The organism is Cellulosimicrobium sp. CpK407 (assembly GCF_051844275.1).
GTDB lineage: Bacteria > Actinomycetota > Actinomycetes > Actinomycetales > Cellulomonadaceae > Cellulosimicrobium > Cellulosimicrobium cellulans_G.
This window is the reverse complement of the sequence record NZ_JBGNYC010000004.1, coordinates 78248-105231: the sequence shown is the minus strand read 5'-3', so window position 1 is coordinate 105231 and position 26984 is coordinate 78248. Positions and strand designations below refer to the sequence as shown.

21 protein-coding genes are annotated in these 26984 nt (G+C 75.3%); 10 read left to right on the top strand and 11 right to left on the bottom strand.

The window, feature by feature from the left end:
• Positions 1–68 precede the first annotated feature (68 nt).
• Entirely contained in the window at positions 69–5135 is a 5067-nt protein-coding gene (locus ABWU78_RS03265) for an Lhr family helicase (RefSeq protein ID WP_439157535.1), read from the bottom strand.
• A 195-nt stretch (positions 5136–5330) separates the two neighbouring features.
• Between ABWU78_RS03265 and ABWU78_RS03260 the strand changes: the two genes are divergently transcribed.
• The 5 genes from ABWU78_RS03260 to ABWU78_RS03240 all read left to right on the top strand — a co-directional run bounded on the left by ABWU78_RS03260 (position 5331) and on the right by ABWU78_RS03240 (position 10555).
• Complete coding sequence (locus ABWU78_RS03260) at positions 5331–5564, top strand: DUF3046 domain-containing protein (RefSeq protein WP_087471778.1); 234 nt, start codon at positions 5331–5333, stop codon at positions 5562–5564.
• Positions 5565–5637: 73 nt separating this feature from the next.
• Complete coding sequence (locus ABWU78_RS03255) at positions 5638–7809, top strand: alkaline phosphatase family protein (protein WP_439157534.1); 2172 nt, start codon at positions 5638–5640, stop codon at positions 7807–7809.
• On the top strand, positions 7806–8618 hold the full coding sequence (locus tag ABWU78_RS03250; RefSeq protein WP_439157533.1) for an MBL fold metallo-hydrolase: 813 nt from the start codon (positions 7806–7808) through the stop codon (positions 8616–8618). Before ABWU78_RS03255 ends, ABWU78_RS03250 begins: the two co-directional genes overlap by 4 nt.
• Positions 8619–8813: 195 nt before the next feature.
• A complete protein-coding gene (gene recA, locus ABWU78_RS03245; protein WP_439157532.1) occupies positions 8814–9929 on the top strand; it encodes a recombinase RecA in 1116 nt (371 codons plus the stop codon).
• A gap of 50 nt (positions 9930–9979) precedes the next feature.
• Positions 9980–10555, top strand: a complete 576-nt coding sequence (locus ABWU78_RS03240; RefSeq protein WP_253051330.1) for a regulatory protein RecX — start codon at positions 9980–9982, stop codon at positions 10553–10555.
• A gap of 5 nt (positions 10556–10560) precedes the next feature.
• Here the strand turns inward: ABWU78_RS03240 and ABWU78_RS03235 are convergent, their stop codons facing one another.
• From ABWU78_RS03235 to ABWU78_RS03220, 4 genes are all read right to left on the bottom strand, one after another.
• Entirely contained in the window at positions 10561–11463 is a 903-nt protein-coding gene (locus tag ABWU78_RS03235) for an amino acid ABC transporter permease (protein ID WP_439157531.1), read from the bottom strand.
• Positions 11460–12149, bottom strand: coding sequence for an amino acid ABC transporter permease (locus ABWU78_RS03230; RefSeq protein WP_439157530.1), 690 nt, complete (start codon positions 12147–12149; stop codon positions 11460–11462). The genes ABWU78_RS03235 and ABWU78_RS03230 overlap by 4 nt, the downstream gene beginning before the upstream one ends.
• A gap of 99 nt (positions 12150–12248) precedes the next feature.
• Positions 12249–13127: a glutamate ABC transporter substrate-binding protein gene (locus ABWU78_RS03225; RefSeq protein ID WP_353706734.1), complete on the bottom strand. Its 879-nt coding sequence runs from the start codon at positions 13125–13127 to the stop codon at positions 12249–12251.
• Positions 13128–13228: 101 nt separating this feature from the next.
• Positions 13229–14047, bottom strand: a complete 819-nt coding sequence (locus tag ABWU78_RS03220) for an amino acid ABC transporter ATP-binding protein (protein ID WP_253051334.1) — start codon at positions 14045–14047, stop codon at positions 13229–13231.
• Between the two features lie 102 nt (positions 14048–14149).
• Between ABWU78_RS03220 and miaB the strand changes: the two genes are divergently transcribed.
• Positions 14150–15823, top strand: a complete 1674-nt coding sequence (miaB, locus tag ABWU78_RS03215) for a tRNA (N6-isopentenyl adenosine(37)-C2)-methylthiotransferase MiaB (protein ID WP_439157529.1) — start codon at positions 14150–14152, stop codon at positions 15821–15823.
• A gap of 55 nt (positions 15824–15878) precedes the next feature.
• On the opposite strand, the gene ABWU78_RS03210 is transcribed toward miaB, so the two are convergent.
• Together ABWU78_RS03210 and ABWU78_RS03205 are read right to left on the bottom strand one after the other, a co-directional pair.
• The gene (locus tag ABWU78_RS03210; RefSeq protein ID WP_052877713.1) at positions 15879–16391 is read right to left on the bottom strand and encodes a YbjN domain-containing protein; all 513 of its coding nucleotides are present in this window, start codon (positions 16389–16391) and stop codon (positions 15879–15881) included.
• Positions 16388–16984, bottom strand: coding sequence for a YbjN domain-containing protein (locus tag ABWU78_RS03205; protein WP_439157528.1), 597 nt, complete (start codon positions 16982–16984; stop codon positions 16388–16390). The genes ABWU78_RS03210 and ABWU78_RS03205 overlap by 4 nt, the downstream gene beginning before the upstream one ends.
• 74 nt (positions 16985–17058) lie before the next feature.
• On the opposite strand from ABWU78_RS03205, the gene ABWU78_RS03200 reads away from it, so the two are divergent.
• Complete coding sequence (locus ABWU78_RS03200; RefSeq protein ID WP_439157527.1) at positions 17059–17685, top strand: hypothetical protein; 627 nt, start codon at positions 17059–17061, stop codon at positions 17683–17685.
• Here ABWU78_RS03200 and ABWU78_RS03195 read toward each other — a convergent pair.
• The 3 genes from ABWU78_RS03195 to ABWU78_RS03185 all read right to left on the bottom strand — a co-directional run bounded on the left by ABWU78_RS03195 (position 17675) and on the right by ABWU78_RS03185 (position 22199).
• Positions 17675–19717: a hypothetical protein gene (locus tag ABWU78_RS03195; protein ID WP_439157526.1), complete on the bottom strand. Its 2043-nt coding sequence runs from the start codon at positions 19715–19717 to the stop codon at positions 17675–17677. The two genes, ABWU78_RS03200 and ABWU78_RS03195, sit on opposite strands and share 11 nt — an antisense overlap.
• Positions 19714–21615: an HSP90 family protein gene (locus tag ABWU78_RS03190; protein ID WP_439157560.1), complete on the bottom strand. Its 1902-nt coding sequence runs from the start codon at positions 21613–21615 to the stop codon at positions 19714–19716. The genes ABWU78_RS03195 and ABWU78_RS03190 overlap by 4 nt, the downstream gene beginning before the upstream one ends.
• Before the next feature lie 86 nt (positions 21616–21701).
• On the bottom strand, positions 21702–22199 hold the full coding sequence (locus ABWU78_RS03185) for a YbjN domain-containing protein (RefSeq protein WP_253051339.1): 498 nt from the start codon (positions 22197–22199) through the stop codon (positions 21702–21704).
• A gap of 176 nt (positions 22200–22375) precedes the next feature.
• Here ABWU78_RS03185 and miaA point away from each other — a divergent pair, with 176 nt between their 5' ends.
• A complete protein-coding gene (miaA, locus tag ABWU78_RS03180; protein ID WP_439157525.1) occupies positions 22376–23431 on the top strand; it encodes a tRNA (adenosine(37)-N6)-dimethylallyltransferase MiaA in 1056 nt (351 codons plus the stop codon).
• Positions 23428–24483, top strand: a complete 1056-nt coding sequence (gene dapF / locus ABWU78_RS03175; RefSeq protein ID WP_439157524.1) for a diaminopimelate epimerase — start codon at positions 23428–23430, stop codon at positions 24481–24483. Before miaA ends, dapF begins: the two co-directional genes overlap by 4 nt.
• 9 nt (positions 24484–24492) lie before the next feature.
• Here the strand turns inward: dapF and ABWU78_RS03170 are convergent, their stop codons facing one another.
• Positions 24493–25203: a class I SAM-dependent methyltransferase gene (locus tag ABWU78_RS03170; RefSeq protein WP_439157523.1), complete on the bottom strand. Its 711-nt coding sequence runs from the start codon at positions 25201–25203 to the stop codon at positions 24493–24495.
• A 158-nt stretch (positions 25204–25361) separates the two neighbouring features.
• On the opposite strand from ABWU78_RS03170, the gene hflX reads away from it, so the two are divergent.
• Positions 25362–26921 carry a GTPase HflX gene (gene hflX / locus ABWU78_RS03165; RefSeq protein WP_253051342.1) on the top strand — a complete coding sequence of 520 codons (1560 nt, stop codon included), beginning with the start codon at positions 25362–25364 and terminating at the stop codon, positions 26919–26921.
• Positions 26922–26984: the final 63 nt, after the last annotated feature.

Here is a 26984-nt window from a genome sequence, read left to right as displayed (position 1 = left end):
GGCCGTCCCTCCCGATGCTCGGCGGGCGTCCGCGGCTCCCACCGGGTCGTGATCGCAGGGGTGCCACGTCAGGCCGCCCGCAGACCGCGCGGCGTCGCGCGGAACCCGGCGTCGAGGAGGGCACGGACCGCCTCGTCGGCGGACGTGGCCGTCGTGCCCGCCCCGGCCAGCGCCTCGACGCCGTCGACCCGCTGCACCACGACCTTGCCGAGCCGGCCCGCGCGCACCGCGCGGACGAGCTCGGCGCTCGCCTCCGCGAGCCGCGGGCCGTCGACGAACGAGAGGACCGACCGTCCTCCGCGCTCGACGTACAGGGCGAGGTCGCCGTCGCTCAGCACGACGACGGCCCCGGCCTTGCGCCCGGGGCGGTGCCCGCGAGACGCCTCGCCACTGGTCGCCGCACGATCCGACGGCGCTCCGCCGCCGGCCGGCGCGGCCGCCGCGGTGCCCGGCCCCGGGCTCGCCGCGGCCGGTCGCGCGGGCCACGGCAGCGCGGCCCCGTAGGGGTTGGCGGGGTCGGTCGCCGCGAGGAGCACCGCGCCCGGGCGAGGGCCCCCGCGCGACGTGCCGTCGTCGGGACGCGGCCGAGGCGGGCCGTCCGGCCCGGTGCCGGACCCACGGGCCGCGGCGGACTCGATCGCCCGCTCACGGTCCTGGGCGTCGGTGCGGAGCTGGTCGACCGCGCCCGGCAGCGCGAACTGGGAACCGCCGAGGTGCTCGACGAAGTACCCGCGCCGCGCCGCCCCGGTCGCCTCCAGCTCGCTCAGCACGCGGTACACCGCGCGGAACGACCCCGCGACACCCTCGGCGGGGGCGACGGCGCGCGTGAGCACCCCGTGCCGGTCGAGCAGCACGCGCGCGAGCGCGTGCGCGCGCCGGGTCGGGTCGGTCTCGCGCGGCGGCAGCGCCGACCAGCGGCCCGCTCCGCCGCGCAGCGTGGTGTCCGGGGACGTCGGCGGCCGCAGGCCTGCGAACCGGCCGCGCCCCACCGGACGGGCGCGCGCGGGAGCCCGGGGGGCGCGGTGCGCACCACCGCCCGTGCCGAGCCGGGCGCGCAACGAGCCCAGCCCGTCGTTGGTCACGTGCCCCGACCAGACGAGGTCCCACAGCGCCTCGAGCGTCGGCCCGACCTCGGCGCCCGCCCGCTCGGCGAGCCGCGGGAGGAAGTAGCCGCCCGAGCCGTCGAGCAGGTCGAGGAGGGTCGCGTGGAGCCCGGTCTCCGGCGCGGGACCGGGGTCCGGCAGCGTGAGCGGCGCCCACTCGGCCAGGTGGAGGCTCACGAGCCCGTCGCCCCCGCCTGAGCCGGGCAGCGGGGCGTGGCCGCACCACACGACCTCTCCGGTCGTCGTGAGCTCGTCGAGCATCGTCGGCGTGTAGTCCGTGACCCGCGACGGCAGGACGAGCGTCTCGAGCGCCGACGCGGGCACGGCGGCCCCCGAGAGCTGCTCGACGACGCGCAGGAGGCCGTCGGCCCCGCGCAGCGCACCCAGCCCCTGCCACCGCGGGAGGAAGACGCCGAGGGTCTCGGACGCCACCGGTTCGACCTCCGCGCGCAGCGCGGCGAGCGAGCGGCGCCGCAGCACGCGCAGCACCTCGGCGTCGCACCAGTCGTCGCCGGTGCCCCCGATCGACTCCGGCCGCAGGCGACCGCGGACGACCATCCGGGCGGCCTCGAGCCGCTCCAGCGTCTGCGCCACGACGGCGACGCCGAGGCCGAGCCGCGCCGCGACGTCCGCCGCGGTGAACGGTCCGTGGGTGCGCGCGTGGCGCCGCACGAGGTCGCCGAGCGGGTCGGGCACGGGCTCGGTGAACACCTCGGGGATGCCGACGGGCAGCGCGACGCCGAGCGCGTCGCGCAGTCGCCCGGCGTCCTCGACGACGGCCCACTGCACCGCCCGCTCGGGGACGACGCCCGCCAGCCGGACGCGGATCACGCGCCGGGCCGCCTCGAGCTCGCGGAGCCATGCCTGTGCGCCCGCCCGCACGTCCTCGCGCGTGCGGGCCGCGACCTCGGCGTCCGTGAGGGGGCCGACGCGCCGCAGCACGTCCCACACGTCCTCGGCGTGGCGGGCCTGGCGTTCCGGCGCGAGCGCGCCGAGCTCCGCCTCGGTCCGCTCGATCTGCGCCGGGTCGAGCAGGTCGGCGAGCTGGGCCGCGACGCCGTCCCCGCCGAGCAGCTCCGCGAGCAGCGTCGGGTCGAGAGACAGCGCCGCCGCCCGCCGCTCCGCGAGCGGGGCGTCGCCGTCGTAGAGGAACTGCGCCGTGTACCCGAACAGGAGGGACTGCGCGAACGGCGACGGCGTCGGCGTCGTCACCTCGACGAGGCGCACGCGCCCGGCGGCGAGGTCGCGCATGAGGTCGGTGAGCGCCGCGACGTCGAAGTCGTCCTGCAGGCACTCGCGCGCGGCCTCGAGGACGATCGGGAACTCGGGGTACTGCGACGCGACCGACAGGAGCTGGGCGGAGCGCTGGCGCTGCTGCCACAGCGGCTGGCGGCGGTCCGGGCGACGCCGGGGGAGCAGGAGCGCGCGCGCCGCGGCCTCGCGGAACCGGGACGCGAACATGACGGACCCGCCGAGCTCGTCGCGCACCGCGTCGAGGACCTCGTCGGGGTCGAGGAGCAGGTCCTCCACGGGGACGACCGGCGCGTCGCCGCCGAGCCCGCCGGTCCCGTCGCTCGACCCCTCGAGCCACGAGTCTCCGGTGTCGGGCAGGCGCAGGACGATGCCGTCGTCCGCGTGCATCGCGGCGGCGTCGACGCCGTACCGCTCCCGCAGCCGCGCGGCGAGCACGAGCGCCCACGGGGCGTGGACCTTCGCCCCGTAGGGCGAGTGCACGACGACGCGCCAGTCCCCGAGCTCGTCGCGGAACCGCTCGACGACGACCGTCCGGTCGTCCGGGACGCGGCCGGTCGCGTCGCGCTGCTCGCGGAGGTAGGCGAGCAGGTTGTCGCTCGCCCACGCGTCGAGCCCCGCGGAGCGCAGCCGGTCGGCCGCGGCGTCGTGGTCGTCCGCCGCGAGGGTGTCGGTCTCGCGGACCCAGGCACCGAGGGCGCGGCCGAGCTCGGCGGGCCGGCCGGGGGAGTCGCCCTTCCAGAACGGCAGGCGCCCCGGGATGCCCGGCGCCGGGGTCACGAGCACGCGGTCGTGCGTGATGTCCTCGATGCGCCACGTGCTCGACCCGAGCGTGAACGTGTCGCCGACGCGCGACTCGTACACCATCTCCTCGTCGAGCTCGCCGACGCGCTTCCCGCCGCGCGGCGCCCGGCCGCCCGCGGTGTCCGGGTCGCCCGCGACGGTCCCGGAGTCCGTCGCGAGGAAGACGCCGTACATCCCGCGGTCGGGGATCGTCCCGCCGCTCGTCGCGGCGAGGCGCAGCGCCCCGGGACGACCCGTGATCCGCCCGGACGCGCGGTCCCACACGATCCGTGCGCGCAGCTCGCCGAAGTCCTCGCTCGGGTAGCGTCCCGCGAGCATGTCGAGCACCGCGTGCAGCGACGCGTCGCCCAGGTGGGCGTAGGGCGCGCTGCGGCGCACGACGGTCGCGAGCTCCGCCACCGTCCACTCGTCGACGGCGACCATGGCCACCACCTGCTGCGCGAGCACGTCGAGCGGGTTCGCGAGCACGTGCAGCTCCTCGATGCCCCCGGTGCGCATGCGCTCGGCCACGACGGCCGACGGCACGAGGTCGCCCCGGTGCGTGGGGAACACGACGCCGTGCGACACGGCGCCCACCTGGTGCCCCGCCCGGCCGATCCGCTGGAGCCCGGACGCGACCGACGGCGGGGCGCCCACCTGCACCACGAGGTCGACCGCGCCCATGTCGATGCCGAGCTCGAGGCTCGACGTCGCGACGACCGCGGGCAGCCGTCCGTCCTTGAGCTCGGTCTCCGTGCGCGTGCGCTCGGCGCGGCTCATCGACCCGTGGTGCGCGCGGGCGATGACGGGCTCGACGCCCGAGCTCGCGCCCGACTGGGCCTGCACCTGGGCCGCGGTGACCGTCCCCGGGTCGAGGACGTCCTCGCCCTGACGCTCCGCCCACACCTCGTTCATGCGCGCCGTGAGCCGCTCGGCGCCCCGGCGCGAGTTGGTGAAGACGAGCGTGGAGCGGTGGTCGGCGACGAGGTCGACGACGCGCTCCTCGACGTGCGGCCACACCGACGGCCGCGGAGGGCGGACGCCCGGTGCCCCGGTGGGCCGCGAGGTCGCCGGACCCGACAGGTCGGGCTCGCCGGGGGGCAGGGGCGGGAGGCCGTCGGTGGTCGTCCCCGGCGCCGTGGCACGCCCACCGGGATCGTCTGCCCCCGCCGCCGTCCGCCTCGAGGTGTCGGGCACGAGCGCGGCCGTGCCGAGGTCCGCGAGGTCGGGGACGGGCACCACGACGTCGACCTCGATGCGCTTGCTCGCGGGCGGCTGCACGACGACCACCTCGCGCCCGGCCTCCGCCTCCGGGCGGTGGCCGCCGAGGAACGTCGCGACGGCCTCGACGGGTCGGACCGTCGCCGAGAGCCCGACGCGCTGCGCGGGCGGTCGGCCCTGCGCCTCCAGGAAGGCGTCGAGCCGTTCGAGGGACACGGCGAGGTGCGCGCCGCGCTTGGTCCCCGCCACGGCGTGGATCTCGTCGACGATCACCGCCTCGACGCCCGCGAGACCCGCACGGGCCTGCGAGGTCAGCACGAGGAACAGCGACTCGGGCGTCGTGATGAGGATGTCCGGCGGGTGCGTCGCGAGGCGACGCCGCTCGCTCGTGGGCGTGTCGCCCGTCCGCGTGCCGACGACGACGTCCGGCACCTCGAGCCCGAGGCGCACCGCCGCCTGCCGGATGCCCGCGAGCGGCGACCGGAGGTTGCGCTCGACGTCGGCGGCGAGCGCCTTGAGCGGCGACACGTACACGACGCGGCAGCGGTGCTCCCGGGCGACCTCCTCGCCGGCCCTCGGCGCGCCCATGATCCGGTCGAGCGACCAGAGGAACGCCGCGAGCGTCTTGCCCGACCCGGTCGGGGCGACGACGAGCGCGTGCCGGTCGCTCGACACCGCGTCCCACGCCCCCGCCTGCGCGGCGGTCGGGGCGTCGAACGCGCCCGAGAACCAGGAGCGCGTGGGCCTGGCGAAGCGCGCGAGCGGGTCCGTGGTCACCCGCTCATTGTCGTCGCGCCCACCCACACGCGCCGCGCGACGGGAGACCGGTGTGCCGCCCGCGCGAGGGACGGCGGCCGAGCGCCGCGTCGGCACGTCGGCGCCGCGTACCGGGACGCGTCGCCCGCCGCGGGGCCGGGCCCGTCCGGGCGGGGAGGGGGTGGACCCGCCCCTCGTCCGTGGGAGGCTGGTGCCGTGCGCTACCGCGAGTTCTCCGAGCTGGTCGACGAGGTGTTCGGCGCGTCCCTGGGACGCGCCTACGTCCGTGAGCAGGTGCTGTCCGCGCTCGACGACCGGACGGCCGCCCAGGCCCTCGAGGACGGCGTCGAGCCGCGCGTCGTCTGGCACGCCCTGTGCGACGCGCTCGACGTGCCCGACGCGCGGCGCTGGGGCCACGACGACCACCGCCAGGCGCCGCCCCGCCGGTGAGCGCGGCGCGCCGGGTCCCGGCCTCCGACCCGGTCGAGGGGCACACCGCGCCGCGCGCGACCATGATGGCGCCATGAGCGTCCCCGCCCGTCGTCGCCCCGCGCCGGGACCGCGCGTCACCGCCGCGGACGTCCGCGGCGCGGTCTGGTCGCTCGTCTCGACGACCGTCGGCCTGGGGCTCGCGATCTGGTTCGTGCCCGGGGTCGAGGTCACCAACCCGTGGTCGCTCCTCCTCGCGGCGCTCGCGGTCGGTCTGGGCGACGTGCTCCTGCGACCCGTGCTGCGGAGCCTCGCGCACCGGTTCGGCGTGGTCGGCGCGCTCGTGTCCGGCGTGGTGGCGCAGCTCGCGGTCGCGTGGGCGGCCCTCACGTACCTGCCGGGGTTCCGGAGCGGGTCCTGGGTGGACGTCCTCGCGGTCCTCGTGCTCGCCGCCGTCCTCATGGCGATCGGGCGCTGGGTCGTGGGGGCGAGCGACAACGAGTACGTCCTGGGCGACCTCCTCCGGCGCGCGCGCCGGCAGGCCGGTCTGCCGCGACGGGACCGCGGCGCGGCGAGCGCGGCCGAGCGCCCGGCCGGCCTGCTCGTCGTCCTGCTCGACGGCGTCGCGCGCCCCACGCTCGACTACGCGCTCCAGGCCGGGCTCACCCCGACGCTCGCGCGCTGGCTCGGGAGCGGCAGCCACCACCTCACGACGTGGTGGGCCCGCGTGCCCGCGACCACGCCCGCCTCGACGATCGGCCTCCTGCACGGCTCGACCGAGCACGTGCCCGCGTTCCGCTGGTGGTCGCGTGAGCTCGGGCGGCTCGTGGTGACGAACCGGCCCGCCGACGCGGCGGCGGTCGAGGCGCGCACGAGCGACGGTTCCGGGCTGCTCGCGGGCGGGGGAGTCGCCGTCTCCACGATGTTCTCCGGCGACGCGGCGACGAGCCTGCTCGTCATGAGCCGGGCGCGCGAGGGGCTCGGCCCCGGCCAGATGTTCGTGCACTTCTTCGCGAGCCCGTTCGTGCTCGTGCGTGCGGTCGTCGTCGCGCTGGGAGAGTTCTTCAAGGAGCTCTACCAGGGCTGGCAGCAGGCCGTGCGCGGCGTCCAGCCCCGCGTCTCGCGCCTCGGCTGGTACCCGGTGCTGCGCGCGGTCACGAACGTCGTGCTGCGCGACCTCAACACGACGCTCGTCGCGGAGCAGCTCGTGCGCGGGGCGCCGGTCGTGTGCGTCGACCTCGTCGACTACGACGAGATCGCCCACCACGCCGGGCCGCTGCGCCCCGAGTCGCTCCGCGCCCTGGAAGGCCTCGACCGCGTCGTCGGGCTCTGGGAGCAGGTCGCCGCCGTGTCCCCGCGCCGGTACGACGTCGTCGTGCTGTCCGACCACGGGCAGTCGCTCGGGTCCACGTTCGAGCAGGTCGAGGGCCGGTCCTTCCTCGACGAGGTCCGTCGTCTGATGGCGCTCCGACCCGGCCCGCACGACGGCCCCCGCGCGGGCGAGGGCAGGTCGCGGGGCGAGGGGCGCCGTCGGGCCACGGCCCCGGACAGCGAGGCGTGGGGCCCGACGAACACGGCCCTCAACGCCCTGCGGCCCGCGGCGCCCGAGGCCGTCCCGGAGGGCGCGGGGCGCATGCTGGTCGGCCCGGACCGCTCCGAGCGACGCGGCGGTCCCGGGGCCGCCGCGCTGCCCGAGCTGCCCGAGGTCGCGGTGGTGGGGTCGGGCAACCTGGGCATGGTGTGGTTCCCGCGCGAGCCGCGGCGGCTCACCGGGGACGAGGTGCGCGCGCGGTGGCCCGCGCTGCTCCCGGGCCTCGTGGCCAGCCCCGCCGTCGGCGTCGTCGTCGAGCGCGGGACCGGCGGCGCGCTGCGGGCGCACGGACGGGGCGGCTCGCGCGACCTGCGGACCGGGGAGGTCGTCGGGCAGGACCCGCTCACGGGCTACGGGTCGCGAGCGGCGGCGGACCTGCTGCGCGTCGCGGACCTCGAGGACGCGGGCGACCTCGTGCTCGTCTCGCGCGTGGACGAGGTCGGGATGGTGCACGCGTTCGAGGGGCTGGTCGGGTCGCACGGCGGCCTCGGCGGGGCGCAGAACGAGGCCGTGCTCCTGCATCCCGCGCACCTGGCGCTGCCCGACGACGAGCTCGAGGACGTGGACGGCGCGCGCATGCTCGTCGGGGCCGAGGCGGTCCACCGGCGGCTCGTCGCCTGGCTCGGCGACCTCGGCCTGCGACCCGCCGCGCCCGCGGCGGAGGGGGAGCCGTGAGCGTCCGCGTGACCTGGCTCGGTCACTCGAGCGTCGTCCTCGACCTGGGCTCCGGCCGCGCCGGCGTCCCGGGCGTGCGGCTCGTCACCGACCCGCTCCTGCACCGGCACGCCGGGTTGCTGCGGCGGCGCGGGGAGCGGCCCGCCGCGGTGTGGCAGGGCAGCGACGCCGTCCTCCTCTCGCACCTGCACCACGACCACGCCGAGCTGCGCTCCCTGCGCCTCCTCGGCGACGTGCCCGTGCTCACCGCCCCGGCGAACGCGCGGTGGCTGCGGGCCCGGGGCCTGCGCGGCGTCGGGCTCGACGACGCGTGGCACGCGGTCGGTCCGGCCGCGGCGGGGGTCGAGGTGCGCCTCGTGACGGCGGTGCACGGGCACCGGCCGATGCCGCACCGGCCCAACGCGGCGAACGGGCACCTCGTGCGGTCCGACGGTCCGCGCGGCGTGCGGGTGTGGGTCGTCGGGGACACCGAGCACTACCCGGACATGGTCCACCTCCCGGAGCTCGCGGGCGGCCCCGTGGACGTCGCGCTCGTCCCGGTGGGCGGGTGGGGCCCGCGCCTGTCGGGCGGGCACCTCGGCCCCGCGCAGGCGGCGCGGGTGTGCGCCGAGGTGGGCGTCGGCGTCGCGATCCCGGTGCACTGGGGCACGCTGCACGCGCCCGGCGGGCGGCACCTCCCGCGCGGCTGGATGGACCACGCGGGGGCGGCGTTCGAGGGCGCCGCGCAGCGCGAGGCGCCGGGCACGCGGGTCGTGGTGCTGCGACCGGGGGAGGCGTGGTCGTCGTCCGGCGACGCGCGAGACGCGTGACACGCCGAGGTGCGCGTTCCGGGATCGAACACGTGTTCGGCTAGAGTTGTGCACAGGGCCCGCCGCGGCGGGCCCAGGACGCCGGTCCAGCACGACGATCCACAGGTTCGCGGGTCGCCGGAGCCGCGTGTCGGTGGCTGCCCGTAGCGTCGGGCCACAACGAACAGATGAACGTCGAACCGAAGGTGGACTGACATGCCCGCACCCGCAGACCGCGAGAAGGCGCTCGAGGCAGCCCTCGCCCAGATCGACCGGAGCTTCGGCAAGGGCTCCGTCATGCGCCTCGGCGAGGAGGGCCGCGCTCCCGTCGAGGTCATCCCCACGGGGTCCATCGCGCTCGACATCGCGCTCGGGATCGGCGGCCTGCCGCGCGGGCGCGTCATCGAGGTGTACGGCCCGGAGTCCTCCGGCAAGACGACCGTCGCGCTGCACGCGGTGGCGAGCGCGCAGCGCGCGGGCGGCATCGCGGCGTTCATCGACGCCGAGCACGCGCTCGACCCCGAGTACGCCAAGAAGCTCGGCGTGGACACCGACGCGCTGCTCGTCTCCCAGCCCGACACGGGGGAGCAGGCGCTCGAGATCACGGACATGCTCATCCGCTCGGGCGCGCTCGACATCATCGTCATCGACTCCGTCGCGGCCCTCGTGCCCAAGGCCGAGATCGAGGGCGAGATGGGCGACAGCCACGTCGGCCTCCAGGCCCGCCTCATGTCGCAGGCGCTGCGCAAGATCACGGGTGCGCTCAACGCGTCCGGGACGACGGCGATCTTCATCAACCAGCTCCGCGAGAAGATCGGCGTCTTCTTCGGCTCGCCCGAGACGACGACCGGTGGCAAGGCGCTGAAGTTCTACGCGTCCGTCCGGCTCGACATCCGCCGCATCGAGACGCTCAAGGAGGGTACCGACGCGGTCGGCAACCGGACCCGCGTCAAGGTCGTCAAGAACAAGATGGCCCCGCCCTTCAAGCAGGCCGAGTTCGACATCCTCTACGGCGTCGGCATCTCGCGCGAGGGCGGCCTCATCGACATGGGCGTGGAGCACGGGTTCGTGCGCAAGTCCGGGTCGTGGTTCACCTACGGCGGCGACCAGCTCGGCCAGGGCAAGGAGAACGCGCGCTCGTTCCTGCGCGACAACCCGGACCTCGCCAACGAGCTCGAGAAGAAGATCAAGGAGAAGCTCGGCGTCGGCGCCAAGGTCGACGCGCCGGCCGACCCGGCTGCGGGCGTGACGGTCGCGGCCGACGGTGCTGCGGCTCCCGCTGCGGCGAACGCACCGGCCGCGGCCGCCAAGGGGAAGAAGTCGCCGTTCTGATCGGCGGGCAGGGCGGGGACGAGGGCGTCGAGCGCTCCGACCCGCCCGAGGTGGACGACGGGCGTCGTGCCGGCCGCAAGGCTGCGCGGCGCCCGCGCCCGACCCTCCACGAGCTCGTCGAACGGGGCGAGATCAGCGACGCCGATCTCGCCGAGCGTGCTCGGGAGACGGTGCTGCGCATCCTCACGGCCGCACCGAAGAGCCGCGCGGAGCTCGCGCAGTCCCTCGCGCGCAAGGGCTATCCGGAGCACGTCGTGCTGCCGATCCTCGACCGCTTCGAGGAGGTGGGTCTGGTGGACGACGCGCAGTACGCCGAGATGATCGTCCGCACCCGGCACGCCGAGCGCGGGCTGTCCCGCCGCGCGATCTCGACCGAGCTGCGGCGCCGCGGCATCGACGGCGAGGTCGGCGCCGCGGCGCTCGAGCAGGTCGACGACGACTCCGAGGCCGACGCGGCGCTCGAGCTGGCGCGCACGCGCCTCGCCCGCACGCGCGGCCTCGACCGCGACGTGCGGGTGCGCCGGACCGTCGGGGCGCTCGCCCGCAAGGGCTACAGCCCGTCGCTGGCCTTCGAGATCGTCCAGCGCGAGCTCGACGCCGAGACCGTCGAGCCCCCGCTCGACTGAGTCCGTCAGCGGGTGGCGGAGACCGCGGGCGCGTCCTCGGTCGGTCCACCCGCGACGACCGTGGGGTTGCCGATGCCGGGGCCGGCGGCGGTCGCACCCGCGGTGCGACCGCTGAGGAAGCGGGAGAGCCAGCGCGCCACGAGCGTGAGCAGCCAGTTGATGACGATGAAGATCACCGCGGCGAGCACGAGCGACTGCAGGATGTTGCCGTTGCCGACGCCGTAGAGCTGCGCGGCCCGCAGGAGCTCGTTGTACGTGATGATCTGCCCGAGCGCCGAGTCCTTGAGGACGACGACGAGCTGGGACACGAGCGCGGGGAGCATCGCGATGAGCGCCTGCGGGAGCTGGATCGACCGCAGCGTCTGTCCGGCGGTGAGCCCGATCGCGAGCCCGGCCTCGCTCTGGCCTCGCGGGAGGTTCCCGACGCCCGAGCGGACCAGCTCCGCGATGACGGAGCCGTTGTAGAGCACGAGCGCGAAGACCACCGCGAGGAACGGCGCGTCGTCGACCTTGCTCAGACCCAGCAGCAGCCAGAAGAAGATCATCATGAGCAGCACGGGGACGGCGCGGAAGAACTCGACCACGACGCCGCTCACGATGCGCACGGCGCGCAGGTGCGAGAGCCGCCCGGTGCCGAACACGAGGCCGAACGCGAGCGCGCCGACGATCGCGAAGCCGGCGGCGCGCAGCGTGTTCTGCAGGCCCGGGATGAAGTAGTACTGCCAGGCGTCCGACGTGAACAGCGAGGACCACAGCTCCGGGGCGAGCTGGCCCTTGCGGCCGAGCGCGACGAGCACGAGCGCCGCGACGCCGAGCACGACGACCGCGCCGATCACGTTCCCGACGAGGATCGCGCGCCGGGCGCGAGGGCCGGGGGCGTCGAAGAGGACGGACTGCTGGGTGCTCATCGGCGGACCGCCAGTCGGTTCGAGAGGGACGTGGTGAGCAGGCCGATGGGGATGACGAGGACGACGTAGCCGATCGCGAACGTCAGGAAGATCCCGTAGATGTAGTTCGAGTTGAACTCGATCATGTTCTTCATGAGGCTCGATGTCTCCGTCGTCACGCTCGCCGCCGCCGCGACGGTGGAGTTCTTCAGCAGCGCGATGAGCGTGTTGCCGAGGGGCGCGACGGAGCCGCGGAACGCCTGGGGCAGGATGACGAGGCGCGCCGCGGGCAGGAACGACAGGCCGATCGCACGCGCCGCCTCGGCCTGACCGATCGGCACCGTGTTCACGCCCGACCGGATGGACTCGCAGACGAACGCGGCGTGGTAGATGGAGAGGCCCAGGACGGCGAGCCGGAAGAAGTTCGCCGCGAAGTCTGGCGCGAGCGTGACGTTGAGCTGGCCCCACAGCCCCAGCACCATGAACGTCATGATGATCGTCAGCGGGGTGTTGCGGAACACGTTGACGTACGCGGTCCCCGCCCAGCGCAGGCTCGGCACGGGGGAGATGCGCATGAGCGCGAGCGCCGTGCCCAGCACGAGCGACAGGATCGCCGCCCAGAACGTCAGCTGGATGTTGACCCAGAACGCGCCGAGCACGTCGTACTCCCGGGCGAGCGCCCAGGTCTGCGACAGGTAGTCACCCACGGTTGGTGGTCCTCCGGGAGGGTATGTGCCGGGCCGAGTCGACGGCCCGGCGGCCGGGGGAGCGGCGCGCCGTCGCGCGGCTCCCCCGGCCGTGGACGGTCAGGCGCAGGGGTCGACCGTCGGCGGGTTCTCGCTGGCGTTGGGCGTGTACCCGGTGCCCTCGGTGTTCTTGGTGACGAACTCCTCCCAGGAGCCGTCCTCGATCATCTTCTCGATCGCGGTGTTGACGTCCTCGCAGATGTCGTTGTCCTGCGGGAGCCCGACGCCGTAGCGCTCGGTCGAGAACGGCGCCCCGACGACCTTGACCTTGCCCTTGTTGGCGGGCTGGGCCGCGAGGCCCGCGAGGATGATGTCGTCGGTCGTGACGGCGTCGACCTGGCCCGCGGTGAGGGCGGTGACGCACTCCGCGTACCCGGGGCGCTCGAGGAGCTGCACGCCCGCGGCGTACTCGTCCTTGATGCGCTGCGCCGACGTCGAGCCCGTGACGGAGCACAGGTTCTTGCCCTCGAGCGACTCCGGCCCGGTGATGTCGGTGTTGTCCTCGGCGACGAGCAGGTCCTGCCCGGCCACGAAGTACGGACCGGCGAACGCGACCGTCTCCTTGCGCGTGTCGGTGATGGAGTAGGTCGCGAAGATCATGTCGACCTGGCCGGTCTGGAGCATCGTCTCGCGCTGGGCGGACGGCGCCTCGACCCACTCGATCTGGTCCTCGCCGTAGCCGAGCTCGCCTGCCACGTACGTGGCGACGTCGACGTCGAAGCCCGTGTAGGTGGAGCCGTCCTGGTACCCGAGCCCCGGCTGGTCGAACTTGATGCCGATCTTGATCGAGCCCTCGGCGCCACCGCCGGTGTCGCCCGTGTCGGTGGCCGTGTCGGTCGCGTCGTCGTCGCCGCCGCCGACCTCGCCGCCGCCGCACGCCGCGAGCGTGAGCGCGGTGAGAGCGGCCAGCACGGCAGCACCTGCGTGTCGTGTGCGCATCGTTCCTACCCTTCGTGAGTGGTGGCCGCCCGTCGAAGGTGTGCCTCGACGGTCGACCGGGTTCTGGGGCTGTCGGGCCGGGCTCGTGCGTGCCCGGTGGGTCAGTGGGTGAGGATCTTCGAGAGGAAGTCCTTGGCGCGGTCGCTCGTGGGCGCCGTGAAGAACACCTCGGGGTGGGCCTCCTCGACGATCTGGCCGTCGGCCATGAAGACGACCCGGTTCGCGGCCTTGCGGGCGAAGCCCATCTCGTGCGTGACGACGATCATCGTCATGCCCTCCTTGGCGAGCGCGACCATGACGTCGAGGACCTCGTTGATCATCTCCGGGTCGAGCGCCGACGTGGGCTCGTCGAAGAGCATCACCTTGGGCTGCATCGCGAGCGCGCGGGCGATGGCGACACGCTGCTGCTGCCCGCCCGAGAGCTGGGCGGGCATCTTCTGGGCCTGGTTCTTCACGCCGACGCGGTCGAGCAGCGCGAGCGCACGGTCCTTCGCGACCTTCCCCTTCTCGCGGCGCACCTTGACGGGGCCGAGCGTGACGTTGTCGAGGATCGTCTTGTGGGCGAAGAGGTTGAAGGACTGGAAGACCATGCCGACGTCGGAGCGCAGCCGCGCGAGCGCCTTGCCCTCCTCGGGCAGCGGCTCGCCGTCCACCAGGATCTCGCCGGAGTCGATCGTCTCCAGCCGGTTGATCGCCCGGCAGAGCGTCGACTTGCCCGACCCCGAGGGGCCGATGACGACGAGCACCTCCCCGCGCCGGACGGTCAGGTTGATGTCGCGGAGCACGTGCAGCTCCCCGAAGTGCTTGTTGACGTCGCGCAGCTCGACGAGCGGCTCACCGAGGACCTGCTCGGCGGGGCGGGGCTGAGCGTCCTGCGCGCTGCGCTGCGCGTCGGACGGCGAAGAGGTTTCGTCGGCCATTCCTGGACACTATGTCCCTTCTGTTGCACGGTGCCACCTCATCCGGCAACAGTCGGGCAACAGTTCCGTAACACGGCACCCGGCGCCGTACCCTGGACGGTGATGTCCACGATCGCCCCCGCCCCCGTCCCGGCCGCACTCGCGCCTCGCGCCGTCCCCGCCGCGTCGGCCGACGACGCGCGCCCGCGCACCTACGTCGTCCGCACGCTCGGCTGCCAGATGAACGTCCACGACTCCGAGCACATGGCCGGGATGCTGGAGGAGGCGGGCTACACGCGCGCGAGCGCGGACGACGAGGCCGCGAACCGCGCCGACGTCGTCGTCATCAACACGTGCGCCGTCCGGGAGAACGCCGCGACGCGTCTCTACGGGAACCTCGGCCAGCTCGCCTCGGTGAAGGCCGCGCGGCCCGGGATGCAGATCGCCGTGGGCGGCTGCCTCGCCCAGAAGGACCGCGGCACGATCGTCGAGAAGGCGCCGTGGGTCGACGTCGTCTTCGGCACGCACAACCTCGACGCGCTGCCCGTGCTGCTCGAGCGGGCGCGCCACAACGAGGCGGCCCAGGTCGAGATCGCCGAGTCGCTGCAGGTGTTCCCGTCCACGCTGCCGACCAAGCGGGAGTCGGTCTACGCGGGCTGGGTGTCGATCAGCGTCGGCTGCAACAACACGTGCACGTTCTGCATCGTCCCCCACCTGCGCGGCAAGGAGCGCGACCGGCGCCCGGGCGAGGTCCTCGCCGAGGTCGGGGCGCTCGTCGAGGCCGGAGCCATCGAGGTCACCCTGCTCGGCCAGAACGTCAACAGCTACGGCGTCGAGTTCGGCGACCGCGGCGCGTTCGCCAAGCTCCTGCGCGCGTGCGGGACGATCGACGGCCTCGAGCGCGTCCGGTTCACGTCGCCGCACCCGGCCGCGTTCACCGACGACGTCATCGCGGCCATGGCCGAGACGCCGAACGTCATGCCCCAGCTCCACATGCCGCTCCAGTCGGGCTCCGACCGGATCCTGCGCGCGATGCGCCGCTCCTACCGCTCCGAGCGGTTCCTCGGGATCCTCGACCGGGTGCGGGCGGTCATGCCCGACGCCGCGATCACCACCGACATCATCGTGGGCTTCCCGGGCGAGACCGAGGAGGACTTCGCGGAGACGATGCGCGTCGTCGAGGCCTCGCGCTTCTCCTCGGCCTTCATGTTCCAGTACTCGCCCCGCCCCGGCACGCCCGCCGCGACCATGGACGAGCAGCTCCCCAAGGAGGTCGTGCAGGAGCGGTTCGAGCGGCTCCAGGCGCTCCAGGAGCGCATCGCGGGCGAGGAGTCGGCCCGTCAGGTCGGCCGGACGATCGACGTGCTCGTGGGTGAGGGCGCGGGACGCAAGGACGGCGCGACGCACCGCGTGACCGGCCGCGCCCCCGACAACCGGCTCGTGCACCTCGCGCTCCCCGAAGACGTCGTGTCCGGGGTGCCCGACGACGCCGCGTCCGCCGGCGCGGGAACGCCCGGGTCCGTCGACCCGCGCCTCGCGGACGACGTCGACGCCCGCCTGCCGCGGCCCGGCGACGTCGTCACGGTCGAGGTCACGCGCTCCGCGCCGCACCACCTCATCGCCGACTCGGCGCTCGCGGGCGGCACGTTCGCGGTGCGTCGCACCCGCTCCGGCGACGCGTGGGCGACGCGCGAGCGCGCCCGTCTCGGCGGTGGCGACGACGACCACGGGCACGGTCACGGCGGTGGCGCCGCGTCCGGTCCCGTCGTCCTCGGCCTCCCCACGCTCCGCGCCTGAGCAGCGAACCCCGCGGGTGGCACCGGCCGCCCGCGCCGGGACGTCCTGACCGGCGTCAGTCGTCGAGCGTCCCCGGGGGGAGCTGCGCGCCGATGGCGTGGAAGAGCTGTACGGCGGTGCCGAGGCCGCACGAGACGGTCTGGGCGAGCTGGTCGTCCGTCGCGCCGTGCTCGAGGTCCACGGAGACCTCGGCGTAGAGCGCGAGCCGGCCCGCCTCCTCGCGGACGTAGACCTTGGGCCAGATGCGCTCGCGGTTCCAGTCGTTCACGGCCTGCAGCGTCACGAGCCGGGACTCGAGGGGGAGCGACGTCGACCAGCGCCCCCGCACCTGGAGGATCTCGGAGCGGTCGCCGAGCAGCAGGAACCAGAAGCGGTGCCCGTCCCACGTCCCGGTGATGTCCCCGTCGTCGTCCACGCGGAAGTGGTAGCCGCGACGGGTGAGGTGGTCGCCGATGCGCGCCATCGACAGCGCGCGCGGCAGCTCCTCCTCGCGCGGGAGCGAGTCGGGCGCCTTGGGGCGGCGGTTGCCGAACAGGCGCGTGAACCAGTTGGTACGGGCCTGCGTCATGGCGCCTGCCTCGCCGGGTCGGGGTAGAACTCGTCGAGCGCGTCGAAGAACATCGACCCGGTGCTCAGCCCGCACTGGAGGAGCTGGTCGAGCTGGTCGTCCGTCACGCCGTGCTCGAGGTCCACGGTCACCTCGGTGAAGACCTGGATCATCCCGTTGTCGCGCACGCGCGTGTACGTCTTGGGCCAGATCCGGTCCGCGTTCCACTCGTTGCAGAACTCGAGGATCTCCTCCAGCCGCTCGAGGGCGAGGTCACGGTTCCACTGACCGCGGACCTGCAGGATCTCGTCGCCGTGGCCGAAGAGCAGGAAGTAGAACAGCCGTCCGTGCCACAGCCCGCCGACGTCGCCGTCGGAGTCGACGAAGTAGCTGTAGCCGCTGTCGGTGATCCACTCGACGACCCGCGAGAGGGACAGGGGAGTCGGGGGACGCAGCACGTCCGTCGCGACCTGACCCAGCTCCCGCGCCAGGAGGTCCTCGACCTGCGACTGCAGCTCGTCCCCGGCGCGGCCGGTCACACCGCCGCCGTCCGGAGCCCCGCCGGGATCACCGTCCCGCCGGTCGTCGTCGTCCCGCGCCCCGAAGAACCTCACCCACCCACCGTACTCGCGCACGCCCCCGGACGTCGCATCGCCGACGTCGTCGCGACGACCGCTACGGTGGGCGCGTGACCGTCCGCGCCGTCGTCCTGCCCGGCACCCCGCTCCTCGTCCCCGGCGCGGCGGGCGCCGCCTCGGTGCTCGACGCCACGCGCACCGCGGCGCTCCTGGCGCTGGGTCGACTGGTGGACGGCGTCCCGCCTCCGCGGAGAGCCCGGTCCGCCCTGGCCCCCGTGGTCGTCGTGGCGCCGGGAACCGCGCGGACGCGGGGACCGGCACGGGCGTCGCTCGCGGCGGCGGGCGTCGCGGACGCCTGGCTCGACACCGCGTGGGCCGTCGCGACACGTGCGCAGGGACCGGGCTCGGCCGTGGCGGGGACGGCTGCGTCGGTCGGGCTCCTCGCCCTCGCCGGCGCCGGCTGGACGGGGCCCGCCGACGTCGTCGAGCTCGACGACGACCCGGCCGCCGCGCGCGCGCTCGGCGCCGACCTCGCGCGGCAGGGAGCGCGGCTCGTCGTCGTGCACGACCCGCGGAGCGCGGCACCGGACGCCGTGCTCGCCGGTTTCGGCGCGACGCCCGGCACCGGCCACCGCCACGTCGCGACCGGGGAGTACGAGGGGCGCGGCTACGAGGTGCGCTGGTACGACGACGGCGCCCTCGCCGCGCCGGGGCCGGCCAGGTCCGTCAGCCGCTGAGCCCCGCCCCGACGGCGGCGGCGTCCTGCTCGCGCCCGAGACGACGCAGCGTCGCGACGAGCTCGTTCGCGACCATCGTCCGCGCGTCGCGGTCGTGGACGATCGCGAAGCCCTCCATCGCGGACTCGAGGAGGTCGACGGCGTCCGCGTCCGCGCCGGCCTCGCTCCGGGAGCGACCCGCGAGCCAGAACGCGTGCGCGGCGTCGGCGACCTGGCCGGCGCGGGCGAACTCCTCGGCCACCGCCTCGGCGAGCGTGGCCGCGGCGTCGAGCTCTCCCGCGGTCGCCAGCAGCCGGGCACGGGTGTCCCGCAGGTCGCGGCGCTCCCGCTCGTCGGCCGCGGAGTCCCGTTCGACGAGGTCGGCCGCGCGCGGAGCCTGATCGGAGGCGTCCGGGACCGGCGCGTCGAGGTCGTCGAGCGTGCGCTGGAGCTGCGCGAGCGCGCCGGTCACTTCGCCGCGCCCGGCCTCCAGCCGCGCGTACGCACGCACGACCGGCCCGACGAACCGGGGCGCGACACCGCCGGCGCGCACCAGCGCGAGCGCGTGCACGAACGCCGGGGCGGCACCCTCGTCGTCGCCCTCGACGGCCGCGAGCTGGGCGGCCTCGGCGAGCGCGAACCCTGCCCGGTCGAGGTGGCCCGCCGCCTCCAGCAGCGCCGACGCGCGCCGCAGGAGCTGCGCGGCGCGCACCGGGTCCTCGCGCGTGACCTCGTCGGCGAGCCGGAGAAGTCCCTCGGCGTCGGTGGGCTCGTCCGTGGCGTGCCCGGCGTCGTCCGCGCCGAGCGCGGTGCGCGCGAGGTCCGCGCCCGGGACGTCACCGGTGGGCGACGGGGCCGGGCCGTCCGACGAGAGCACCGCCGCCCGGTCGTCCGCCACATCGGCGCCGCGGACGGTCGGTCCGGCCGGAGCACCGACCACGGGCTCCGGTGCGGCCGACAGGACCGAGAGGTCCACGGGCAGGGAGCGGGTCCCGTGGTCCCACGCGGCGCGGAGCCGCTCCGACGCGGCGGTCGTGCCGTTGCGCTCGTCGAACGCGCGCGCGAGCCCGGTGGCCTCGCGACGCGCCCAGTCGTCGAGCTCCGCGACGGTCGTCGCCGGCACGTCGCGCAGGGCGAGCGGCGCGTCCGCGTGCTCGGCCCGCAGCACGCCCGTCGCGACGCTCACGCTCGTGAGGAAGCCGAGCCGGTCGCCCGGCGAGTCGGCCTCGGTCAGGAACGTCTGGTGCTCGGCGAGCAGGCGCAGCGCGCGCGACGCGTTGCCCGTGCGCGCGAGGAACTCGACGTGCCGGCCCTTCGGCCCCGTCATCGACACGCCGGTGTCGAGGTGCCGCACCCCGCGCCGGTGCGTGCGGGCGGCCGCCTCCGCGTCGCCGACCTCCAGGTACGCGAGCTGCAGGTGGGAGAGCATGTCGCCGGGCTCCGTGGCGCACGAGGGCGACCCCTGGAGCACCTGCTCGAGGAGCCGGATGCCCTCCTCGTGGCGCCCCGTCTCGAAGAGGTACGCGGCGCGGTCGCCCGGCTCGCACGCCTCGCACTGGGAGTACTCGTCCCGCGGGGTCGCGACCCACGCGCGATAGGCGTCCTCGACGTCCGCGCCGCCGCGCTCGCGAGCCCACTCGAAGCGCTCCAGCGCGACGGCGTTCGTGCCGTTCCCGGCGAGCGCGTAGCGCCGCGCCATGTCGTCGAGCGTGCGCTCGATCTGCGCGGCGGGGACCGTGGGGAACTCCATGAGGTGCCCGACCATCCACTTGAACGACCAGAAGAGCGAGTGCGCGTCCTCGGCGTCGAAGTGCTCGGGGTGCTCGTCCCACCAGCGGAGCATCTTGGTGAACGGCAGGTAGGCCTTGGTGACCTCGCCGCCCCAGACGAAGGACTCGACGAGGACGAAGAGCGCGTACGCGCGCGCCCCGTCCGGCCCCTCGGCCTCCACGCGCTCCACCTCGGCCGCGGCGGCCGTGGAGCGCGCGAGGCCGTAGGGCATGCGGCGGACGTCGTACAGGGCGGCGTTCACCTGGTCGACGGACCGGGTCATCGGTTCTCCTCGTCGGTGTGCGGGTCGGTGTGCGGGTCGGTGTGCTGGTCGGGGCGGGGAGTCGCGAGGGCGCGGGCCAGCAGGAGCGACAACGAGTCGTTCATGAGCGCGGCCTCGACCGGCTGCAGCGGCTTTCCCGAGGCCAGCACCGCCGTGACGTACAAGGACCGCGCGCCGGCGGCACGGACCTCGGCGTCGGGGCTCGCGAGCAGGTCGCGCACGGTGTCGTTGGCGTCGTTCAGGACGAGCCGGCGCGGTCGGGCCGGTCCGCTGATCCCCGCGAGGATCTCGCCCCAGAGGTCGTCGGTCTCGGCCACCCGGGCCGCCTCGCGCGCGTGGTCGCCGTCACGGTCGTGCAGCAGCATCGCCGGCAGGGCGTCGGGCTCGTACCGGCGCAGCACCACGTCGCAGTCCTGCTCGGCGAGAGCGGCGTCGACCGACGCCAGCGCGTCCGCCACCTCGAGCTCGCGCAGCGGCTCGACCTCGGCGAGGACGTGCGCCACGTCGGTCGCGGCGACCGGCGACAACCGCCACCGAGGGAACCGTGCGGCGACGCGCTCGAGCAGGTCCGCGTCGTAGACGTACCCGCCGTTGACGACGGCGAGGCCCTGCGCGGCCGCGACCGGGGCGATGCGGCGGAACTCCTCGACGCTCGAGGTGTAGAGCAGGCGGCCCTCCGGGTGGGCCTCCGCGAGGTCGGCGAGCGTCCCGGTCCCGGCGGTCGTCTCGAACGGCAGCACGCGCGCCGCGACGTCGAGCATCTCGTCGTCGGTGAGCGCGAGCGCCCGGACCGCGAGGTGGTGGGTCTCCAGGAAGCGTCGCGCGAGGACGGTGTCCGCCGCGAGCGTCTCGAGCAGCCACCGGCGGACCTGCGCGCCGAGCGCGTCCCGGGTCGCGAGCAGGACCTCGTCCTCGTACAGGCCCTCGCGGGACGCGGTCGGACGCAGCACGGACGCGTCGAGGACGCACCGGACGAAGAACGCCCACGGGGGCAGCAGGTCGTCGACCGCGCTGCCGAGCAGCATGCGCTTGAGGTAGACCCGGTGCCGCGCCGCGGTCGTCGGTGCGACCGCCGCGGGCAGCACGTACGCGACGCCGGACAGCCCCGCGAGGGGCAGGTCGAGGTCGATCCGGGCGAGCGGAGCGAAGCCGAGCGTCCGCTCGGCGTAGCCCGTGAGCGCCGCGTCGCGCGCCGCGGGCGTCGGGTGCGCGGCGCGCCACGGGAGCTCGTCGCCGCTCAGCCGGCGCAGCACGACGCGCGCGTCCGCACCGACCGCGTCCGCGCCGCCCGGCGCCTCGTCGAGGCGCGTCTCGACGAGCAGCTCGACGGGCAGGAGCGAGCCGAAGTCCTGCGCGAGCGCGACCACGGTCTCGGGAGCGAGCCAGTGCTCGGTGTCCCGGCGCGGGCGCAGGCGCACGACGCTCCCGGGTTCCACGGGGGCGTCCGGGTCGTCCGGGCCCAGCTCGACGAGCTCGTACCGCCCGTCCGCGCGGCCCCGCCAGCGCACCGGCGCGACCGGCGCGCCCGACGGGTCCGGGCGGGCCGAGCGCGAGACGAGCTCGATCTCGTCCGCGACCATGAACGCCGAGAGCAGCCCGATGCCGAACTGGCCCAGGAACTCCTCGCGGCCCGAGCCCAGCTCGACGTCGCGCTTGGAGCTGCGCCCGATGGTCGCGAGCAGCTCCTGCGCCTCGTCGCGGGTCAGGCCCACTCCCGAGTCGTGCACCTCGAGACCGCCGTCCGCGAGCGGGCGCAGCAGGATGCGGCTCGGCGCCTCCGGGCCCTCCAGCGCGACCCGCGCCGTGATCGCGTCGACCCCGTTCTGCAGGAGCTCGCGCAGGTAGACGCGCGGGCTGGAGTACAGGTGCCGGGCGAGGAGGTCGACGACGCCGCGCAGGTCGACCTGGAACGCCGCCGTCGCCTCCCCGCCCGGGGCCGTGCCGTGCGGGGAGCCCCCGCCGTCGGTGCGCTCGTGCGCCGCGCTCACCGCGCGTCGACGTCGGCGCCGTCGGTGACGACGGCCTGCGCCGCGGTGTCGGGGAAGCGCTCGTCGAGCGCGTCGAAGAACTGCAGGCCCGTGAACAGGCCGCACTCGACGAGCTGGCCGAGCTGGTCGTCGGCGACGCCGAACTCGAGGTCCGTGGCGACCTCCGTGTACACGGCGACCTGGTCGTCCTCGACGCGCGTGTAGACCTTGGGCCAGATCTTGTCGCGGTTGAACTCGTTGGCGACGAGCACGACCTGCGCCTCGGCGGCCGCGGGCAGCGTCCGGTTCCACCGGCCGCGGACCTGCAGGATCTCCTGCTTCTCGCCCATGAGGAAGAAGAAGAACACCTTGCCGTCCCAGTTGCCGCCGAGGTCCCCGTCGGAGTCGACGAAGTACCGCCAGTCGCGGCTCTTGAGGAACGCCTCGACCCGCTCGCGCGTGACCGGCGCGTTCTGGCTGGTCGGGGCGGCGTCCGGCTTGGTGAAGAAACCCATGTCTCGAGTCCTTGTCGTCGGTGTGTGCGTCCGTGCGCCACCCGCGAGAGGGCGGGTCGGGGCACGCGACGGGGTCGGTGGCGGGCCCGCGAGCAGGGGGACCGTCCACCGGACACACTACGCATCACCGCCCACACGACCCAGGCTCGGACCACCCGGCCGGTACCGTTGCGCGGGTGAAAACCGAGCACGACCCGACCGGCGCGCAGCACCGCGACGACCCGCACGGCCGTCGCGTCGTCGTCGCCGTCGTGGGACCGACCGCGACGGGCAAGTCGGACCTCGCCCTCGACCTGGCCGAGCGGCTGTCCGTGCCCGGCGCGGCGGCGGAGATCGTCAACGCCGACGCGTACCAGCTCTACCGCGGCATGGACGTCGGGACCGCGAAGGTCCCCGTCGACGAGCGCCGCGGGGTGCGCCACCACCTCCTCGACGTGCTCGACCCCGTCGAGGACGCGTCGGTCGCGCGCTACCAGGAGCAGGCGCGTCGGGCGCTCGACGAGATCGCCGCACGCGGGGCGCGCGCCGTCGTCGTCGGGGGGTCGGGACTCTACGTGCGCGCCCTCCTCGACGACATGCGGTTCCCCGGCACCGACCCCGCCGTGCGCGCGGCGCTCGAGGCGCGCGCCGAGAGGGAGGGGACGCGCGCGCTGCACGACGAGCTCGCCCGGCGCGACCCGGCGGCCGCCGCGAGCATCGGCCCTGCCAACACGCGGCGGATCGTGCGCGCCCTGGAGGTCATGGAGCTCACCGGGGCGCCGTTCACGGCGAACCTCCCGCGGCAGGCCTTCGTGCGCCCGACCGTCCAGCTCGGCCTCGACTGCGACCGGACGGTGCTGGACGCGCGCGTCGCGGGCCGCGTCGAGCGGATGTGGGCGCAAGGGCTCGTCGACGAGGTCCGCCGGGTCGAGGCGCGGGGCATGGGGCGCACGGCGCGCCGCGCCGTCGGGTACGCCGAGGTGCTGTCCGCGCTTCACGGGGAGACGACGGAGGAGGCCGCGCGCGAGGCGGTCACCGCCAACACGCGCCGCCTCGCGCGCAAGCAGATGGGCTGGTTCGGGCGGGACCCTCGCGTGCACTGGCTCGACGCGCAGTCCCCGACCCGTGTCCAGGACGCCCTCGCCCTCGTCGCCGCGGCCGACGAGCACGCCGCCGCGCCCGACCGGGGCGCGGCCACGGAGGCGGACGAAGCGGACAGCGCCGTCCCGGTGCGCCGTAGTCTGGGCTCATGACGCGCACCCGCTTCACCAAGGGCCACGGGACCCGCAACGACTTCGTGCTGCTCGCGGACACGACGGGCGAGCTCGACCTCACGCCCGAGCTCGTGCGCGCGCTCGCGGACCGCCGCGGCGGGATCGGCGGCGACGGCGTCATCCGCCTCGTCCCGACGGCGCTCGTGCCGGAGTCGCGCGAGGTGCTCGCGGAGGACCCGCACGCCATCTGGTTCATGGACTACCGCAACGCCGACGGCTCCGTCGCCGAGATGTGCGGCAACGGCGTGCGCGTGTTCGCCGCGTTCGCCGAGCGGCTCGGCCTCGTGAGCTTCGCGGGCGGGACCGAGGTCCCCGTCGGGACACGCGCGGGCGTCAAGCGCGTGCGCAAGGAGGACGACGGCTGGTTCGCGGTCGACATGGGCCCGTGGTTCCTCCCGGGCGGGCGGCCCGCGCTGCACGACGGGTACGACGCGACCGTCGTCGTCCGTGGCTGGGAGGTCCCGCGCCCCGCGCTGAGCGTCGACCTGGGCAACCCGCACACGGTCCTCGCCGTCGCGCGCGAGGACGTGCTGGCGCGCGCGGACCTCACCCAGGCGCCGGTCGTCGAGCCGCACCCGGCGCACGGCACCAACGTCGAGCTCGTGGTGCCGCTGGGCGAGACGACGGCCGACGACGGCACGCTCGTCGGGCGCGTCCGCATGCGCGTGCACGAGCGCGGCGTCGGGGAGACGCCGTCGTGCGGCACCGGTGCGTGCGCCGCGGCGCTCGCGGTCCGCGTCTGGGGCGGTCCGGACGCGCCGGACACCTGGCTCGTCGACGTCCCGGGCGGGACGGTCCGCGTCCGGGCGCTCGAGGGCGACCGCGTCGAGCTCGCCGGGCCCGCCGAGCTCGTCTACTCGGGCGAGGTCGACCTCGCGTCGTTCCTGCCGGTACCGGCCGCGCCGGCGCCCGAGCGCGCCGCCGACGGCGAGACGTCGCCCGGACCCGACGAGCCCGCCGCCGTCGAGGTGCCTGCGCCCGCGGACGGTCGCGCGCCCGAGACGGCGGAGACGGACCGCGCGTCCGCCTGACCGCCGGGCTCAGGCCGGGGCCACGACCTCCAGCACCCGGAAGCCCTTCGCGCTCGCGGCGCGCTCGACGACCGCGCCCGGCAGCAGGGGCGGCAGCGCCTCGGCGAGCCACCGCTGGAGCGAGTCCGACCCGAGGTTGCGCTGCACGACGAGGTGCGCGCTCGCGCCCGGCGCGAGGCGCGGCAGCCAGTGCAGCAGCATCGCGTGGAGGACGTCCTTGCCGACGCGGATCGGCGGGTTCGACCACAGCGCGGCGAACGCGACGTCGTCGGGCACGTCGTCGGGGACGACCGCGCGGACGTTCGACAGGCCGAGCCGCTCCGCGTTGCGCCGCACGAGATCGAGCGCGCGCTCGTTGACGTCGACGGCCCACACGGTCGCGGCCGGGGCCTCCAGGGCCATCGTCAGGGCGACCGGGCCCCAGCCGCAGCCGAGGTCGAGGACGTGCGCCGCGCCGCCGTCGGACCCGCCGTCCGCGCGGGCGGACCGGGCCGCCACGACGTCGTCGAGCGGTGGGGTGGTGCGCAGCAGGACCTGCGTGCCGAGGTCGAGGCGGCCGGGGGAGAAGACGCCGGACGCGACCTCGACCTCGACGTCCCGGCCCGCGAGCCGCACGGAGATCGTGCGGCGCTCGGCGGCGGACGCCGGCTTCGCGGTGAAGTAGTGGTCCTGCGTGCCGTCGTGCGCGGGGTCGACGGCGGGGTCCTGGTCCTCGGTCACGTCGGCCGATCCTACGCGGGCGGGCGCGCGGACGAGGGCGGCCGGGCGCGTCGGCGCGGGGCTCACCCGCTTATCCGCTGGCCCCGGGACGATTTCCCGTGCCACGCTTGTTGTGCCAACCGGGCGCACGCGCGCCCCTCCCCGACGAAAGGCGGCACATGAGCGCTACCCCGGCGAACACACCGGCGAACCCCACCCCGGCTCAGGACGAGCCGACCGGCGCGACGCGGGACATCGCGAGCGACGTCGTGGCACGGGTGCTCGCTCGGGCCGGGACGGCGCGCGCCGAGGGCGGCACGGTCCACGCACGGCACGACGGCGAGCAGCTCGAGCTCGAGGAGCGCAGCGCGCTGCGCCGCGTGGTCGGTCTGTCGACTGAGCTCGAGGACGTCACCGAGGTCGAGTACCGGCAGCTGCGCCTCGAGAAGGTCGTGCTCGTCGGGTTGTGGAGCCCCGGCTCCGACCCGCGCGAGGACGGCGCGCCCACGTCCGCGGAGGAGGCCGAGATCTCGCTGCGCGAGCTCGCGGCCCTCGCCGAGACGGCGGGCTCCCAGGTGCTCGACGGCGTCATCCAGCGCCGCGCGAAGCCCGACCCGGGCACGTACCTCGGCTCCGGCAAGGCAGCCGAGCTGGCCGACGTCGTCGCCGCCAGCGGCGCCGACACGGTCGTGATCGACGGCGAGCTCGCGCCCTCCCAGCGGCGCGCGCTCGAGGACATCGTCAAGGTCAAGGTGATCGACCGGACCGCCCTGATCCTCGACATCTTCGCCCAGCACGCCAAGTCCCGGGAGGGCAAGGCGCAGGTCGAGCTCGCCCAGCTCGAGTACCTCCTCCCGCGCCTGCGCGGGTGGGGCGAGTCGATGTCCCGGCAGGCCGGTGGCCAGGTCGGCGGGGCGGGCGCGGGCATGGGCTCGCGTGGTCCGGGTGAGACGAAGATCGAGCTGGACCGCCGCCGCATCCGCAACCGCATGGCCAAGCTGCGCCGGGAGATCCAGGCGATGGCCCCGGGCCGCGAGACCAAGCGCGCGTCGCGCAAGCGGCACGCGATCCCGTCCGTCGCGATCGCGGGCTACACGAACGCGGGCAAGTCGAGCCTGCTCAACGCCATCACGGGTGCGGGCGTGCTCGTCGAGAACGCCCTGTTCGCGACGCTCGACCCCACGGTGCGCCGCACGCGCACCGAGGACGGTCGCGTGTACACGCTCGCCGACACCGTCGGGTTCGTGCGCGCCCTGCCGCACCAGCTCGTCGAGGCGTTCCGGTCGACGCTCGAGGAGGTCGGCGACGCCGACCTGCTGCTCCACGTCGTGGACGCCTCGCACCCCGACCCCGAGGGGCAGATCGCCGCGGTGCGCCACGTCCTGGCCGACATCCCGGGCGTGGAGGACGTGCCCGAGGTGATCGTGCTCAACAAGGCGGACGTCGCGGACCCCGAGACGATCGCGCGGATCCGGCTGCGCGAGCGGCGCACGGTGGTGGTCTCGGCGCACACGGGCGAGGGGATCGAGCACCTGCGCGAGCTCATCGCGCACGAGCTCCCGCGCCCGGACGTGGAGATCGACGTCGTCGTGCCCTACCACCGCGGCGACCTCGTGCACCGCGTGCACACCGAGGGCGAGATCGACCACGAGGAGCACACGCCCGAGGGCACGCTCCTGCGCGGACGCGTCGCCCAGGCGCTCGCGACCGAGCTCGTCGGAGCCTCGGCCCAGGGCTGAGCGGCCCGCGCCGGACCCCGGCTCGACGCTCTCCGCGACCCCGTGCGGCACCCGCCGCACGGG

Excerpts from the sequence above, each read along its gene's own strand:
- ABWU78_RS03255 (WP_439157534.1), top strand. The coding sequence starts at position 5,638 with ATGAGCGTCCCCGCCCGTCGTCGCCCCGCGCCGGGACCGCGCGTCACC.
- recA (WP_439157532.1), top strand. The coding sequence starts at position 8,814 with ATGCCCGCACCCGCAGACCGCGAGAAGGCGCTCGAGGCAGCCCTCGCC.
- ABWU78_RS03235 (WP_439157531.1), bottom strand. The coding sequence starts at position 11,463 with ATGAGCACCCAGCAGTCCGTCCTCTTCGACGCCCCCGGCCCTCGCGCC.
- ABWU78_RS03225 (WP_353706734.1), bottom strand. The coding sequence starts at position 13,127 with ATGCGCACACGACACGCAGGTGCTGCCGTGCTGGCCGCTCTCACCGCG.
- ABWU78_RS03220 (WP_253051334.1), bottom strand. The coding sequence starts at position 14,047 with ATGGCCGACGAAACCTCTTCGCCGTCCGACGCGCAGCGCAGCGCGCAG.
- miaB (WP_439157529.1), top strand. The coding sequence starts at position 14,150 with ATGTCCACGATCGCCCCCGCCCCCGTCCCGGCCGCACTCGCGCCTCGC.
- ABWU78_RS03210 (WP_052877713.1), bottom strand. The coding sequence starts at position 16,391 with ATGACGCAGGCCCGTACCAACTGGTTCACGCGCCTGTTCGGCAACCGC.
- ABWU78_RS03195 (WP_439157526.1), bottom strand. The coding sequence starts at position 19,717 with ATGACCCGGTCCGTCGACCAGGTGAACGCCGCCCTGTACGACGTCCGC.
- ABWU78_RS03185 (WP_253051339.1), bottom strand. The coding sequence starts at position 22,199 with ATGGGTTTCTTCACCAAGCCGGACGCCGCCCCGACCAGCCAGAACGCG.
- dapF (WP_439157524.1), top strand. The coding sequence starts at position 23,428 with ATGACGCGCACCCGCTTCACCAAGGGCCACGGGACCCGCAACGACTTC.
- hflX (WP_253051342.1), top strand. The coding sequence starts at position 25,362 with ATGAGCGCTACCCCGGCGAACACACCGGCGAACCCCACCCCGGCTCAG.